Annotated in this window: 15 protein-coding genes; 12 read left to right on the top strand and 3 right to left on the bottom strand. The window is 61.7% G+C overall.

Going from position 1 to position 14427, the window contains the following annotated elements; all coding sequences use genetic code 11:
* The 7 genes from sufB to VJR68_RS04510 form a co-directional block, all read left to right on the top strand.
* Positions 1-879, top strand: an 879-nt coding sequence (sufB, locus tag VJR68_RS04540) for a Fe-S cluster assembly protein SufB (protein WP_324146370.1), incomplete at its 5' end; no start/stop codon positions are given.
* A gap of 132 nt (positions 880-1011) precedes the next feature.
* Complete coding sequence (locus VJR68_RS04535) at positions 1012-1329, top strand: DUF2442 domain-containing protein (RefSeq protein WP_324146369.1); 318 nt, start codon at positions 1012-1014, stop codon at positions 1327-1329.
* On the top strand, positions 1326-1775 hold the full coding sequence (locus VJR68_RS04530; protein WP_324146367.1) for a lysozyme inhibitor LprI family protein: 450 nt from the start codon (positions 1326-1328) through the stop codon (positions 1773-1775). The genes VJR68_RS04535 and VJR68_RS04530 overlap by 4 nt, the downstream gene beginning before the upstream one ends.
* Position 1776: 1 nt before the next feature.
* Entirely contained in the window at positions 1777-2550 is a 774-nt protein-coding gene (gene sufC, locus VJR68_RS04525; protein WP_324146366.1) for a Fe-S cluster assembly ATPase SufC, read from the top strand.
* On the top strand, positions 2547-3860 hold the full coding sequence (gene sufD / locus VJR68_RS04520; protein ID WP_324146365.1) for a Fe-S cluster assembly protein SufD: 1314 nt from the start codon (positions 2547-2549) through the stop codon (positions 3858-3860). The genes sufC and sufD overlap by 4 nt, the downstream gene beginning before the upstream one ends.
* A gap of 9 nt (positions 3861-3869) precedes the next feature.
* Positions 3870-5117 (top strand): cysteine desulfurase, encoded by a 1248-nt coding sequence (locus VJR68_RS04515; protein WP_324146363.1) that lies wholly within the window; start codon positions 3870-3872, stop codon positions 5115-5117.
* A 13-nt stretch (positions 5118-5130) separates the two neighbouring features.
* Positions 5131-5718 (top strand): hypothetical protein, encoded by a 588-nt coding sequence (locus tag VJR68_RS04510; protein WP_324146362.1) that lies wholly within the window; start codon positions 5131-5133, stop codon positions 5716-5718.
* A gap of 53 nt (positions 5719-5771) precedes the next feature.
* Here the strand turns inward: VJR68_RS04510 and VJR68_RS04505 are convergent, their stop codons facing one another.
* Genes VJR68_RS04505 through VJR68_RS04495 form a run of 3 tightly spaced genes read right to left on the bottom strand, consistent with a single transcriptional unit; the run spans position 5772 to position 7111 of the window.
* Positions 5772-6191, bottom strand: a complete 420-nt coding sequence (locus VJR68_RS04505) for a hypothetical protein (RefSeq protein WP_324146361.1) — start codon at positions 6189-6191, stop codon at positions 5772-5774.
* Positions 6188-6757 (bottom strand): RNA polymerase sigma factor, encoded by a 570-nt coding sequence (locus VJR68_RS04500; RefSeq protein ID WP_324146360.1) that lies wholly within the window; start codon positions 6755-6757, stop codon positions 6188-6190. Before VJR68_RS04500 ends, VJR68_RS04505 begins: the two co-directional genes overlap by 4 nt.
* A gap of 15 nt (positions 6758-6772) precedes the next feature.
* Complete coding sequence (locus VJR68_RS04495) at positions 6773-7111, bottom strand: hypothetical protein (protein WP_324146359.1); 339 nt, start codon at positions 7109-7111, stop codon at positions 6773-6775.
* Between the two features lie 209 nt (positions 7112-7320).
* Here VJR68_RS04495 and VJR68_RS04490 point away from each other — a divergent pair, with 209 nt between their 5' ends.
* The 5 genes from VJR68_RS04490 to VJR68_RS04470 all read left to right on the top strand — a co-directional run bounded on the left by VJR68_RS04490 (position 7321) and on the right by VJR68_RS04470 (position 14397).
* On the top strand, positions 7321-7689 hold the full coding sequence (locus VJR68_RS04490; protein WP_324146358.1) for a hypothetical protein: 369 nt from the start codon (positions 7321-7323) through the stop codon (positions 7687-7689).
* A gap of 60 nt (positions 7690-7749) precedes the next feature.
* Entirely contained in the window at positions 7750-8289 is a 540-nt protein-coding gene (locus VJR68_RS04485; RefSeq protein WP_324146357.1) for a GNAT family N-acetyltransferase, read from the top strand.
* A 19-nt stretch (positions 8290-8308) separates the two neighbouring features.
* On the top strand, positions 8309-8626 hold the full coding sequence (locus VJR68_RS04480) for a non-heme iron oxygenase ferredoxin subunit (RefSeq protein ID WP_324146356.1): 318 nt from the start codon (positions 8309-8311) through the stop codon (positions 8624-8626).
* A 451-nt stretch (positions 8627-9077) separates the two neighbouring features.
* Complete coding sequence (locus VJR68_RS04475) at positions 9078-13094, top strand: amino acid adenylation domain-containing protein (protein ID WP_324146355.1); 4017 nt, start codon at positions 9078-9080, stop codon at positions 13092-13094.
* Positions 13087-14397 (top strand): glycosyltransferase, encoded by a 1311-nt coding sequence (locus VJR68_RS04470; RefSeq protein ID WP_324146354.1) that lies wholly within the window; start codon positions 13087-13089, stop codon positions 14395-14397. The genes VJR68_RS04475 and VJR68_RS04470 overlap by 8 nt, the downstream gene beginning before the upstream one ends.
* The last annotated feature ends 30 nt before the right edge of the window (positions 14398-14427 follow it).

The following is a 14427-nucleotide window of genomic DNA, read 5'->3' as shown; positions in this document are numbered from 1 at the left end:
GATGGCTCGTTCGTGTTCATCCCCAAGGGCGTGCGCTGCCCGATGGAGCTGTCCACCTATTTCCGCATCAACGCCGGCCACACCGGCCAGTTCGAGCGCACGCTGATCATTGCCGAAGACGGTGCCTACGTGTCGTATCTGGAAGGCTGCACAGCGCCGATGCGCGACGAGAATCAGCTGCACGCGGCGGTAGTGGAACTGGTCGCACAGGAAAAAGCGCAGATCAAATATTCCACCGTGCAGAACTGGTATCCCGGCGACGAAGAAGGCCGTGGCGGCATCTACAACTTCGTCACCAAGCGCGGCGATTGCCGTGGCGACGATGCCAAGATTTCCTGGACCCAGGTGGAAACCGGTTCGGCGATCACCTGGAAATACCCCAGCTGCGTGCTGCGCGGCGATCGTTCGGTGGGCGAGTTCTACTCGGTAGCGCTCACGCATCATCGCCAGCAGGCCGATACCGGCACCAAGATGATCCACATCGGCAAGGGCACCAAGTCCAAGATCGTGTCCAAGGGCATCAGCGCGGGCAAGAGTTCCAACAGCTATCGCGGCTTGGTGAAAGTGGAGAAGGGTGCCGAGGGCGCGCGCAACTACACGCAGTGCGATTCGCTGCTGATCGGCAAGAAGTGCGGTGCGCACACCTTCCCGTATATGGAAGTGAAGAACCCCACCGCCATCGTCGAGCACGAGGCCACCACCTCCAAGATCTCCGACGACCAATTGTTCTACTGCCGCGCGCGCGGCATCGGCGAAGAAGACGCGGTGTCGATGATCGTGGACGGCTTCTGCAAGCAGGTGTTCCGCGAGCTGCCGATGGAGTTTGCGGTGGAGGCGAAGAAGCTGCTGGAGGTTTCGCTGGAAGGAGCGGTGGGTTAAGGGTGGCGCGACATGTTCATGGACGTCATTCCCGCGGAAGCGGGAATCCATCTTCGCTTTTGCATCAGAGCAAAAATGGATTCCCGCTTTCGCGGGAATGACGGCTCTAGGTACATGACGAGGAAAAGGTCAATGGCAGACATTCAAGCTGTTGGATTGAACGCTGCTTCGCCATGGCACGTCGCGGCGGTGATAGCGATGCCGGCCTTCCGTTTGGACGTGCGTTTCGGTGATGGAACATCCGGCGTAATTGACATGTCAGCGCTAGTGAATAGCGACTCCGCTGGCGTATTTGCGTCGCTACGCGAGCCATCGGTATTCGAGGCCGTTCGAGTCGAGTCGGGGGCAGTGACGTGGCCTGGCGAGGTTGATCTGGCACCCGACGCGCTCTATGCGGCCATCAAGGCAAAAGGCAGCTGCGTTCTATCTGCGGAGGAGGTCATGCAATGAAAACATCATGGTTGTTCCTGCTGGGTCTTGCACTCCCCATCAGCGCGCATGCGGCAGGGGCGGATGTTGCTTGCTACGCAACGGGTTCACAGGCCGGCCTCAATGCTTGTGCCGCCGGTGAATTCACCAAGGCCGACCAGCAACTCAACAAAGTGTGGAAGGCCATCCTGGTCAAATACAAAGACCAGCCGGCTTTCCTCGAAAAGCTCAAGGCTTCACAAAAGCTGTGGCTGCAATTCCGGGATGCGGAAGTCGCCGCACATTTTCCGGTAGGCAAAGGCGAAGACGCGGCCACGCAGTACGGTTCGGTTTACCCCATGTGCGTGAGTCAGTTGCAAACCGACCTCACGCAGCAACGCATCGAGCAACTGCAAGCTTGGCTAAAGGGCGCACAGGAAGGCGATACGTGCGCCGGTTCCATCAAAAACTCTGCGGATTTGAAGTGACATGTTGAAGATCGAAAACCTGCACGCCCGCGTCGAGGGCAAGGACATTCTCAAGGGCCTCACGCTCACCGTGAATCCGGGCGAAGTGCACGCCATCATGGGGCCGAACGGCGCCGGCAAGTCCACGCTGGGCAACGTCTTGTCCGGCCGCGATGGCTATGAAGTCACGCAAGGCTCCGTCACGTTCCAAGGCCGCGATCTGCTCGCGCTGGAGCCGGAAGATCGCGCCGCGGCCGGTGTGTTCCTCGCTTTCCAATACCCGGTGGAAATCCCTGGCGTAAACAACACCTACTTCCTGCGCGCCGCGCTCAATGCCCAACGCAAGCAGCGTGGCGAGGCGGAACTGGATTCCATGCAGTTCCTGAAGCTGGTGCGCGAGAAGCTGAAGATCATGCAGATCTCCGACGAGCTGCTGCACCGCGCCGTCAACGAAGGTTTTTCGGGCGGCGAGAAGAAGCGCAACGAAATCTTCCAGATGGCCGTGCTGGAGCCGAAGCTGGCGATTCTCGACGAAACCGATTCCGGCCTCGACATCGATGCACTCAAGCAAGTGGCGCAGGGCGTGAATGCGCTGCGTTCGCCGGATCGCGCCTTCCTGGTCATCACGCACTACCAGCGCCTGCTCGATTACATCGAGCCGGATTTCGTGCATGTGCTGGCGGATGGCCGCATCGTCGAAAGCGGTGACAAGACGCTGGCGCTCAAACTCGAAGAACACGGTTACGCCTGGGTCAACGAGCGCGATCCTGCGCTGGCGAACGGGGCGCGTGCATGAGCCAGTCACCGGCACCGCTGCCTTTTATCGACGCCTTGCGCGAGGCCTCCAACCTGCGCCTGCCCGGTAGCGGACTGGCATGGCTGGATGCGGCGCGGCGCGAAAACCTGGAAGCGTTCATCGCGGCCGGCTTGCCGGATACGCGAGCCGAAGCATGGAAATACACCGCTCTGCGCGCGCTGGGCCAGCGCCGTTTTGCATTGGGCGATGCCGCCGCCGCCACGCATCCGGTCGACACCCATGCGCTGACCTTGCCCGGCATGGATGGTCCGCGCCTCGTATTCGTCAATGGTGTGTTCCGTGCCAACCTCTCGAAGCTGGAAGCGTTGCCGCCTGGACTGACGCTGCAGCCACTGTCCAAGGTGCTGGAGAACGATCCGGAACCGCTGCGCTTCGCGCTCAGCCGTCACTATCGCGACACCGCCGACGTGTTCGCTCGGCTCAATGCGGCGTTGGCCGGCGACGGCGTGGTGTTGCGCGTTGCCGCCGGTGCGCGCATCGCCAAGCCGATTCACGTGTGCTTCGTCGGCACGCCGGCGCAGGCCGACGTGGCCTGGCACGTGCGCAACGTGATCGAACTGGGCGAGGGTGCCGAACTCGATCTGGTCGAGCATCACCTGGCTACCGCGCAGCACAAGCACCTCGGCACGCTGGTCAGCGAGATCGTGGTGCGTGATGGCGCCAAGCTACAACACACGCTGCTGCAGAACGCCGGCGAGGAAAGCACGCTGATCCGGCGTGGCAGCGTGCATCTCGGCGCCAAGTCGCAGGCCATGTTGCACGTGCTGGAACTGGGTGGTGCACTGGTGCGCCATGACCTGCACGCCGAATTGCGTGGTGACGCAGCTCGCTTCGATACGCGCGGCGTGTTCGTGCTGCGCGGACGCCAGCATGTCGATACGCAACTGTCGATCAACCACCAGGCGCTCGACACTGCTTCCGAATCCATCTGGCGCGGCGTGGCCGATGAGCGCGCGCGTGGCGTGTTCCGCGGCGCGATCGTGGTAGCGCAAGGCGCGGATGGCAGCGATGCCAGCCTCAGCAACAAGAACCTGTTGCTGTCGCCGCTGGCCGAGATCGACACCAAGCCGGAACTGGAAATCTACGCCGATGAGGTGAAAGCCGCGCACGGCGCCACCGTCGGCCAGCTCGACGAGCGTGCGCTGTTCTACCTGCGCTCGCGTGGCCTGCCGCAGGCCGAGGCGCGTGCGCTGCTCACCGCCGCATTCTGCCGCGCGGTCTTTACGGCGTTGCCCAACGAAACCCTGCGCGATCACTTCTCCGACGCGTTGCTCGCGCATTTGCCCTGAATCGTTCCCATGACCGTCAAGCCCAGCCATCCTTCCGTTGATTTCGATGTCCAGCGCGTGCGCGCGGATTTTCCGCTGCTGTCGCGCAGTGTGCATGGCAAGCCGCTGGTGTATTTCGACAATGCCAACACCAGCCAGAAACCACGGCAGGTGATCGAAGCGGTCGACCGGCACTATCGCGAGCACAATGCGAACGTCGCGCGCGCGGTGCATCAATTGGGCGAAGAGGCGACGGCGGCCTACGAGAACGCACGCGATAAGCTGGCCGCGTTCATCAATGCCACGTCGCGCAACGAGCTGATTCTCACCTCCGGCACGACGCAATCCATGAACCTGGTGGCGTACAGCTATGCGCTGCCGCGTCTGCAGCCGGGCGATGCCATCCTTACCACGGTGATGGAGCACCACGCCAATATCGTGCCGTGGCAGCTCGTTGCCGCACGCACGGGCGCCACGGTGAAGGCCGCGCCGATCGACCAGAACGGCGAGCTGATCCTGGAGAAATTCGTCGAGCTGCTGACGCCGGAAGTAAAGCTGGCTTGCGTCGCGCATGTATCCAACGTGCTCGGCACGGTGAACCCGGTGCGCGAGATCGCGCGCGAATGCCGCAAGCGTGGCATTCCGTTAGTGGTAGATGGCTCGCAGGCATTGCCGCATCGGCCGGTGGACGTGCAGGCGCTGGGTTGCGATTTCTACGCGATCACCGGTCACAAGATGCTGGCTCCCACCGGTACGGGCGCATTGTGGGCCAAGCGCGAACACCTGCAGGCGATGCCGCCGTTCTTCGGCGGCGGCGAAATGATTCGCGAAGTGCGTTTCGACGGCACCACCTTTGCCGATCCTCCGCACAAATTCGAAGCCGGCACGCCGAATATTGCCGGCTTTGCCGGTGTGGGCGCGGCGATCGATTACTACCAGGGCCTCGGCTTCGAAGCGATCCGCGCGTGGGAATACGAATTGCTCACCTACGCCACCGAGCGCCTGCGCGAGATTCCCGGTGTACGCATCTTCGGCGAGGCCAAGGAAAAAGAGCCGGTAATTTCCTTCCTGATCGAAGGTGCGCAAGCGACCGATATGGCAACGCTACTCGATCTGGAAGGCGTGGCAGTGCGCTCGGGTCACCATTGCGCGCATCCGTTGATGCAGTTCTACGGCGTGCCGGCTACGTTGCGCGCATCGCTCGCGTTCTACAACACGCGCGAGGAAGTCGATGCGTTTGTCACCGCGCTGCTGAAGGTCCGCAGGCTGTTGATGTGACACGTAAGCTGGGATGAAATCCCAGCATCAGAAGGCCGCCAAGCTGGGATTTCATCCCAGCCTGCGCACGGCGGATCACCGCGGGCAACTTGCCAGGCAACGCCCCTGCAACCGTTTTTCCGCCACAGGCATCTACTCTCCGATAGCCCGTCACTTTTTGGCCGTCCATCCCGCTGCATGCCATGCATGCCGGCCGCGGGCCTGCTGCGCCTTTCAAAAGGAGAGCGTCATGCGTTCCTGTCTAGCCATGCTGTGCTTTGCCTGTTTTCCCTTTGCCACCCTGGCCGCCTCGGCGCACAACATTGAGGTGGTGAACGACACCCGTGGCAGCATCGTTTCTTTTGCGATGGCTCCGGCGGGAAGCGAACGCTGGACCGAGATGGACTTCAAAAGCCCCGCGAAGGATTCGTGGTTCGATTACAAGCTTGCCGTAACCCTGGCGTTTCGCGACGATGACGCGGGCTGCCTTCGCGATCTTCGCACCGTACTGTCGAATGGTCATCGCATCCTCGCCCGCAACTTCAACGTCTGCAAACATCACGCCTACCGGCCGGGGACGCTCTATCGCAACGACCACGTTGGTTCGTGGATAGTGCCGTAGCGTTGTAGTCTGCGATGAAATCCCAGCCTCGTCAGGTCATCGAAGCTTGGATTTCATCCCGGCCTACGACGGCGATTCACCGCGGGCAACTTGCCAAGCAGTGCAGGCAACGCAAAGCACACAGCGAGCGCCACCAGCCATGGATTGGACAGCCATGCCTGCACCAGTCTGCTGTAGCGCACGACCAATCCAAGCAATGCGACCGCCAACACGCTGAGCAACGCCCAGCTCAGATAGAGCTCCAGGCGCATCGTGTCGATAGTGTGGCGCTCAACTTCCTTGGCCACCTGGCTGGCGAAGTCGGATGGCAACGCTTCATCCAGCGGCTGCCGCAATGCGCGCGCGACGGCGCGATAACGTTGCAGCCTCGCATCATCGCGCGCGTCCAATCCAAGGCGCTCGTCGCGAAGGGCGCGTTCCTGCAGCGCCCATTCGCGTTCCATGGCGTTGTCGCTGGGCGGTTCGTGCTTCATGGCGATACCCCATAGGCAGTTTCCAGCTGTTGGCGCAGACGAAGCCGCGTGCGGAACAGATGGCTTTTGATCGTGCCGGCGGCAAGTCCGGTGAAGCCGGCGATCTCATCAATGGATAGCTCGTCCAGATGATAGAGCGTAAGCAGCGTGCGCTGCAGCGGGGGCAGGGCTTCGATGGCCTGGTGCAGGCGTGTGGCGATGTCGCGGTCGGCATAGGCCGTTTCCAGGTCGAAGCCGTCGGCCAGGTTCTCGATGGGATCGAGCCCGTCGTCGCCTTCGCCGAGATCGAATACGACGAGCTGCTTGCGCTCCAGATAACGCAGCGCCACGTTATAGGCGACGCGACCGATCCATGACTTCAGGCTGCTTTCGTGGCGGTATTGCCGAAGATGTTGATGCACGCGAAGGAACGTTTCCTGGCATAGATCACGCGCATCCTCCGGATGGCGCGCCATGCGATAGACGATGTGCCAGCACAGCGCCTGATGCTCGCGCACCAAGCGCTCGAACGCGCCGGGCGCGTTCGCCAGCACGGCTTCGACCAACTGGCGATCCTGATGGCTCATCCGCGCTGGCGGCACTCAGCCGAAACGTCGTGCGAGCATGAAGAACAGGAGTGAGCCAAGACCGAAGGTGCCCAGCAGCAACGCGACCACACCTGGATTGACGTCGTCCCAACCTGCAACCTGGATGATGCCAAAGCCGATAGCTTCCATCAGGGTGAGGATGCCCCAGCGCAATGCCGACATCTGGTCGCGACGCGCATCACTCTGCACCACGACGTCTACCAGCTCCTTCGAGCTGCAAACCTGCAACATCTTGATGCGCAGGCGCGCCGTCACCAGCAGCCTGACGATGTAAGTGATGCCGAAGGTGATACACAGGAACAGCACGATCGGAATGATCTCGCTCTTGTCCATCATCTACTCCCAATAAGCAGCGCCGACGAGCGCCAACGAGTATAGAGATACGGCCAGTGGCGGATCGGTTGCAGGCAGCGAGCTTGCAACTGTTTGCGCGCGCCACGCATCTACTTTTCTGGAGTTCGTTACCCCTCGCAGTCATTCATCTCGCTGCATGCCATGCATGCCGGCCAAGGGCTTGCTGCGCCTTTTCCAAGGAGATCGCCATGCGTTCCTGTCTGGCCGTGTTATGCCTCTGGGCTTTCCCGCTCGTCACGCTAGCCGATGCGGTGCACACCATCGAAGTGATCAACGACACCCGCAGCAGTATCGATTCGTTTGCCATGGCGCCGGCCGGCAGCGGACGCTGGACGGAGGTGAGCTTCAAGACGCCGATGCAGGAGTCCTGGTTCGACTACGAGTTTGCCGTGAAGGTGCAATTTCGCGACGGCGACGGTTGCTTTCGCGATCTGCGCACCATGTTGTCGGATGGGCGCCGGGTATTTGCCCGCAACTTCAACCTCTGCCAATACCAAAGCTATCGGCCCGGCACGTATTTCCGGAATGGGCACCCTGGCTCGCGAATCCTCCCGTAGGCTGCGCTAACCCAACCTGCAGGCTTTGGCCGGAGCGCGGGCGCGGATTATCATGCGCGGATGAATACGGTCATCACGCCCGCTTTCCGCAAAGCCGTCGAGACAGATATTGACGCCATCGTCGCCCTGGTTCAATCCGCCTATCGCGGCGACGCCAGTCGCCAGGGCTGGACCACCGAGGCCGATCTGCTCGATGGGCAACGCACCGATCCCGCCGACGTGGCACAGGTGCTGGCTGCGCCGGACAGTGCCGTGCTGCTGGCCTATGTGGACGACGCGCTACTCGCTTGCTGCCACGTGGAGCGGCATGGCGAGGCGGCGTATTTCGGCATGTTCGCCGTACATCCGCCACGCCAGGGCAGCGGGTTGGGCCGGCTGATGCTGGAGGCGGCGGAACGGTATGCGCAGCAAACCTGGCAATGCCGCGCCATGCACATGAAGGTGATCGACGTGCGCCACGACTTGATAGCCTGGTATGAACGCCGCGGTTATCGCCGCACCGGCGAATACTCGGCGTTCCCTTATGGCGACGAACGCTTCGGCATTCCGCGCCGCGACGATCTGAAGTTCGAATTGATGGTAAAGGACCTGGCATGTTGATGGTAAAGGACCTGATGGCATGAGCGAAGCATGGGTGGAAGTGGGTACGCGTTCGGAGCTGCTGCCAGGTGAATTCAAAGTCGTATGGGATGGCGATACCGCCATTGCCGTCTTCAATATCGACGGCGACTTATACGCCGTCGAAGATATCTGCACGCACGACGGCGGTGAGCTGGCCGGCGGCGACATCATCGGTCACGAAGTGGAATGCCCGCGCCACGGCGCACGCTTCGATCTGCGTACCGGCGAGCCGACCTGTCCGCCGGCGTATGAGCCGATTCACCGGTTTCCCGTCAAGGAAGAGAACGGCCTGATCTGGACACGCGATGATCGCTGAGCGCAATGCTCAGTCATCTGCTTGCAACGAATGCACGTGCTTTGTGCCTTGGTTCTCAAAACAAGCAGCATGCATGCGTTGTTGACAGATCTTTCATCATGGGATTGTTACACCGCAACATAAGTTGATTGATGTTGGTAAGTGACGTGATGCATCGATTCGCATCAGGGTCCGCGTAAGCAATCCAAGTGAAACGACGTTAGCCGACAGCATGCCGGCAATCGTCCCTTTTTTGCAGCACCCATCGTGCAAGCGTTTCTTTTCATGGCTGAAGTCGGCTGTGACGGTGCGCTTGCGTCTTGAAAAAGAGAGCGCAGTGCGAGGCGCCAGGGAGCGTGTATCCAGGGGTAACCACGATGAATCACGAAGCGAGTGCGATGCAGATGCAGCCGGCGTAACGATTCAAATCGCCGGCGGAGCCGAGCGTGCGCACTCGCAAGGAGATTGCGCCATGAGTCACGAGTCACCTATGTCGCTGCCGTTGACCACGGCCCAGCGTGGATTGTGGGTCGGTCAAAAGATTGGTGCAGCGGATGCCACCTTGAACATCGCCGAGATGCTGGAAATTTGCGGCCCGGTACAGCCTGACCTGTTCATCCGTGCGTTATGGCAGGTTACTCGCGAAGCCGAAACGCTGCGTGTCGGCGTGATCGAACAGCAAGGACGTCCACGGCAGATCGTGCGTCCCATCTATCACGGCCAATTCCCGTATCTGGACGTCAGCCATGAAGCCAACCCACGCATGGCCGCCGAAACGTGGATGATGGAAGAACTGAGCCGCCCGGTGGATCTGGCCAACGATCCCTTATGGGTGAGTGCGTTGTTCAAGGCGGCGGACGATCGTTATTACTGGTATCAGCGCGCACATCACGTGGTCTATGACGGCTACAGCGGCGGCGCCATCGCGCGGCGCCTGGCCGAGCTTTACAACGCCTATGTGGAGGCACGTGAACCAGCGCCGTGCGAGTTCGGATCGCTGCAGGAACTGATCGATGCCGAAGCGGCCTATCGCCAATCCGATCGCTTGCAACGCGACCGGGACTACTGGAAAGAAAAGCTCGCCGACTTGCCCGATGCGGTATCGCTGTCGCGCCTGGGCCCGCATAACAGCATGGGCGGCTTGCGGCGCGGTACCGGGCATTTGTCCATCGATACCGTGCAGCGGCTGCGCGAGCTGGGCAAGCAGACGTCGACCAGCCTGCCGCAAATCCTGATCGCGCTGGTGGCGGCCTACTACCACCGCGCTACCGGCGCGCACGATCTGGTCATCGGCATGCCCGTCTCCGGGCGCATCAATGCCGCCTTGCGTAAAACGCCAGGCATGGTCGCCAACATCGTGGCCATTCGCCTGAGTTTTGCGCCCGATATCACGGCCGTCGACTTGTTCGCGCAGGTAGCGCAAGTGGTGAGGCAAGCACTGCGCCATCAGCAGTATCGCTACGAAGACCTGCGCCGTGATCTGAACCTGATCGGGCAGGGCAAGCACATCGCGTGGCTGGGCGTGAACATCGAGCCGTTCGACTATCAGCTCACCTTCGGCGGTGCGCGCGTGATCTCGCACAACGTGTCGAACGGCTCGGGCGAAGACTTGACCGTGTTCGTCTACGATCGCGGCGACGGCAGCGAGTTGCGCTTCGATTTCGACGCCAACCCGATGCTGTACAGCATGGCCGATCTGGATGAGCACTGCCGCCGCCTCGCCTTGCTCATCGACGGGGTGTTGGCGGAGCCGCATCGCCCGCTCGATCAGCTCGACATTCTTGGTATCGAGGAACGCCGGCGCTTGCTGTACGTGTGGAACGATACGGCTGCCCCCATCGAACCGGAGAGCCTGCCTGTGCTGGTTGCACGGCATGCGCAGTCGACACCCGATGCGCCAGCGGTGTTTTGCGAAGACCGGGTCGTCAGCTATCGCGAACTGCACGAACGCAGCCTGCAGCAGGCGCGGCAACTGATGACGGATGGCGTGCTGCCCGGTGACATCGTGGCAGTGATGCTGCCGCGTAGTGAACAATGGCTAGTGGTGCTGCTGGCGATCATGCGCACGGGCGCTACGTTCCTGCCGCTCGATCCGGACGGTCCGCCGGAACGCATATCGATGATGCTGGACGATGCATCACCGATCGCGCTGATCGCCCCGCCCAAGCTGTGCGAACGCTTTGGGCTTGGCGGCATGATGTCGTTGCATCCGGAGGATTTGGATATCGCGCGGGATGCGGACAGCGACGAGCCGGACCTGTCGCGTCCGGATGGTACCGCGTATGTGCTTTACACCTCCGGCTCGACCGGACGTCCCAAGGGTGTGGAGGTGACGCATCGCAATCTGAGCAACGTGCTCCAAGGCATGCGAGCGCAGCTTGCGCTTGCGTCCAGCGATCGTTTTCTGGCGATCGGCACCATGGTGTTCGATATCGCTTTGCTGGAACGCTTCCTGCCGCTGACGTGCGGGGCGAGCGTGGTCATAGCAAGCAGCGAGACGGTGCGCCAACCGCCAGCCTTGTTGCGTCTGCTGCAGCAGCATCGCGCCACGCACATGTGGGCAACACCTTCGCTGTGGCGCGTGCTCCTGGCCGGTGCGAATGCGCAGCTCGAACACCTGCACGCGCTGGTCGGTGGCGAAGCCTTGAGTGCAGAGCTGGCCAGCCGCCTGTTGCAACAAGCTTCACGTGTGACACAGCTCTACGGTCCCACGGAAACCACGGTCTTATCCACCGCCATCGAGTTGAAGGAGGTGAGTTCCAACGCGCCACCGATCGGCCGCCCCGTTCTCAATACACGGCTGTACGTGCTGGATCAGCAGCAACGTCCCGTGCAGACGGGCGCTATCGGTGAGCTCTACATTGCCGGTGCCGGGGTGGCGAAAGGCTATCTCAATCATCATCAGTTGACGGAAGAGCGCTTTTCGCCGGACCCGTTCGCCGATGATGGCAGCCGCATGTATCGCACGGGCGACCTGGCGTATTGGGATGATCAAGCTCTGCTGCATTTCGTCGGACGCGCAGATGGCCAGGTGAAGATCCGCGGCCATCGCATCGAGCTGGGTGAGATCGAATGCCAGCTGGCGAAGCATGCTTCGATCGCCCACGCAGCCGTCGCGGTGCATCGCGAGGACGATGGCAGCCACGCCCTGGTGGCTTACCTAGTGATGCGTGAAGGCCGTCCGCTGGTAGCCGACGCATTGCGCCGCGATCTATCCGGTTTTCTGCCGGAATATATGCTGCCCGCACACTTTGTTGCCCTCGATACCTTGCCACTGATGCCCACCGGCAAGCTGGATCGCAAGGCTCTGCCGGCACCGGTACGCACTCAGCGCATGGCGTATGCGGCGCCGGTGACGGAAGTGGAAAAGAAACTGGCCGGGTTGTGGCGGCAGGTGCTGGGCGTCGAACGCATCGGCCTGCACGACAATTTCTTTCAGCTCGGCGGCGATTCACTCAGTGCGGCGGAAATGATTGCGCGCTTCCCCGAGCACTTCGGCATGGAGTTGCCGCTCGCCAGCCTGTTCGAAGCATCCACCATCGCCGGGCTTGCCGCGTATCTGCAGCGTGCGGAAAGCAAGAGCGATCCGCTCGGCGTGGTGCTGCCATTGCGCGTGTCGCATCGCGAGCGGCCCTTGTTCTGCATTCACCCGGCTGTTGGCCTCGGCTGGGGATACACCGGCTTGTTGCGTCATCTGGACGACAAGTTGCCGGTGTATGCCTTGCAGTCGAATGGATTGCGCGGCGATGGCCCATTGCCGGGCAATATCGCGCACATGGCCGCCGACTACCTTGCGCAGATCCGGCGCATTCAACCGGAAGGCCCGTATCGATTGCTTGGCTGGTCGCTGGGCGGATTGATCGCACACGAGATTGCCGCGCAATGGCAAACGCACGGGCAGCAGGTGGAATTTCTGGCCTTGCTGGATGCGTATCCGTTCGTAGTGGACGGTGCGCCTTCCGATCCCGGTTCCGCCCACGAAATCCAGGCGATTCTGCGTTTCCTTGGCTTCCACCGGCACGCCGAAAATCCGCCGGCCGACTTGGCTGCGTTGACCGATCTGCTATGCAGGGAATACGGCGTTTTCAGCATGCCGTTGGTGCAGGAGATCTCGCGCAGCCATCCGTCATTGATCGAGCACGTCTCGTCCGTCACGCTCAATAACCTTCGCCTTGCGCGCAAGCACGTGCCGCGGCAGATCGACGCCGATGTGATGTTCTTCCGTGCCGCGCAAAAGGAGGCCGTCGATCTGAGCGCGCAATTGTACGACCGGCCCGACGCATGGCGTTCTTATGTCGATGGCCGGTTGGAGGTGTATGACATCGCCTGCCATCACCAGAACATGCTGGATGCCACGCCGGCTGCGCAGATCGGAAAGTACGTGATGCAGCGGTTGCATGAACTGCAAGCGGCGCGCACGTCATCAGTGCAAGTCGTCCGTTCCGCGCCCGATCACTCACATGCGGGGGGCGCTGCTGCGTATGCTTGAATCCAGCGCACCGATTGCGATTTTCACCATCGGCACGCAAGGCGATATTCGTCCTTGCGTTGCGCTCGGCGTCGGCCTGCAACGCGCCGGCTATCCGGTGCGGATCGTCACCAGCGACAACTTCGAAGGCATGGTGCGCGCGGCGGGTCTGGCGTTTTTTCCGCTTACGGCCAATTTTCAGACCTTGCTCGACTCCAATCGCGAGATTGCCGACAAGGGTTTGGATATGTCGGCGATGGCGCGCATTTCCCGCCATTTTTATGGCGAATGGGCCATGCAATGGGCGAGCGAAGGCATGGCCGCGGCACAGGGGGCAGGCTTGATCATTGGCGTCGCCAACAGCACTTTGCTGGCCAAGGCGGTTGCCGAAGCGCAGGGCATTCCGTTTGTGGGCGCGCAATTGCAACCGCTCACGCCATCGCGCCATATGCCGCCGCTGGTGCTGGTCGGTGGCCGCAAGCTGGCGCCGGCGTTGAACATGGCGGCGTATAACGTGTTGCGCTTGCTGGTGTGGTACGTGATGAAGCCGGCCATCAACGACATCGTGCGCCCGCAACTCGGTTTGCCGCGCTATCCCTGGTACGGGCCTTATTTCAACAATCGGCATCATCGTGTGCTTTACGGTTTCAGCCATCACGTAGTACCGAGGCCGGCCGATTGGCCGGAGACAGCGCAGATCACCGGCTACTGGTTTCACCGCCAAGCGGATTGGCATCCGCCGGAAGCCTTGCGCGCCTTTCTTGATGCAGGCTCGAAGCCGATCTACGTAGGCTTCGGCAGCATGATAAGTACGCGCGCCGAACAGTTCACGGCGACCGTGCTGGAAGCCGTCAGGCGTAGCGGACAACGTGCCGTGCTCGCGACGGGCTGGGGTGGCCTGGCCGGTGAAGAAGGCGCGCAGGATGGGCAGATTTTCTTCACTCGCGGTGCGCCGCACGATTGGCTGTTTCCGCGCATGGTGGCAGCCGTGCATCACGGTGGTGCCGGCACCACGGCGGCGGCGGTGCGTGCAGGCATTCCTTCGGTGATCGTGCCGTTCTTTGGCGATCAGCCATTCTGGGCGCGATGCTTGCAACGCGAAGGCGTGGCGCCGGCGATGGTGGACCGCCGCACCATGCGCATGGAAACCTTGCTCGCCGCGATCGATGCGGCATTGAAGCCACCCATGCGCAAGGCGGCGGCATCGTTAGGCACGAAAGTGCGCGCGGAGGATGGTGTAAGGGAAGCGATCGCGTGCTTGCGCAATTGGGGATTGTTGAAGCCGGTGCAAGACGAAGAGCTTGCGCTCGCTGTCGCACGGTGAGGTCCAGGTAGGCTGGATGAATCCCAGCAT

It is taken from the genome of Dyella sp., from assembly GCF_035277725.1.
GTDB lineage: Bacteria > Pseudomonadota > Gammaproteobacteria > Xanthomonadales > Rhodanobacteraceae > Dyella_B.
The sequence above is the reverse complement of the archived record's forward strand: the minus strand, read 5'-3'. Positions and strand labels throughout refer to the sequence as shown.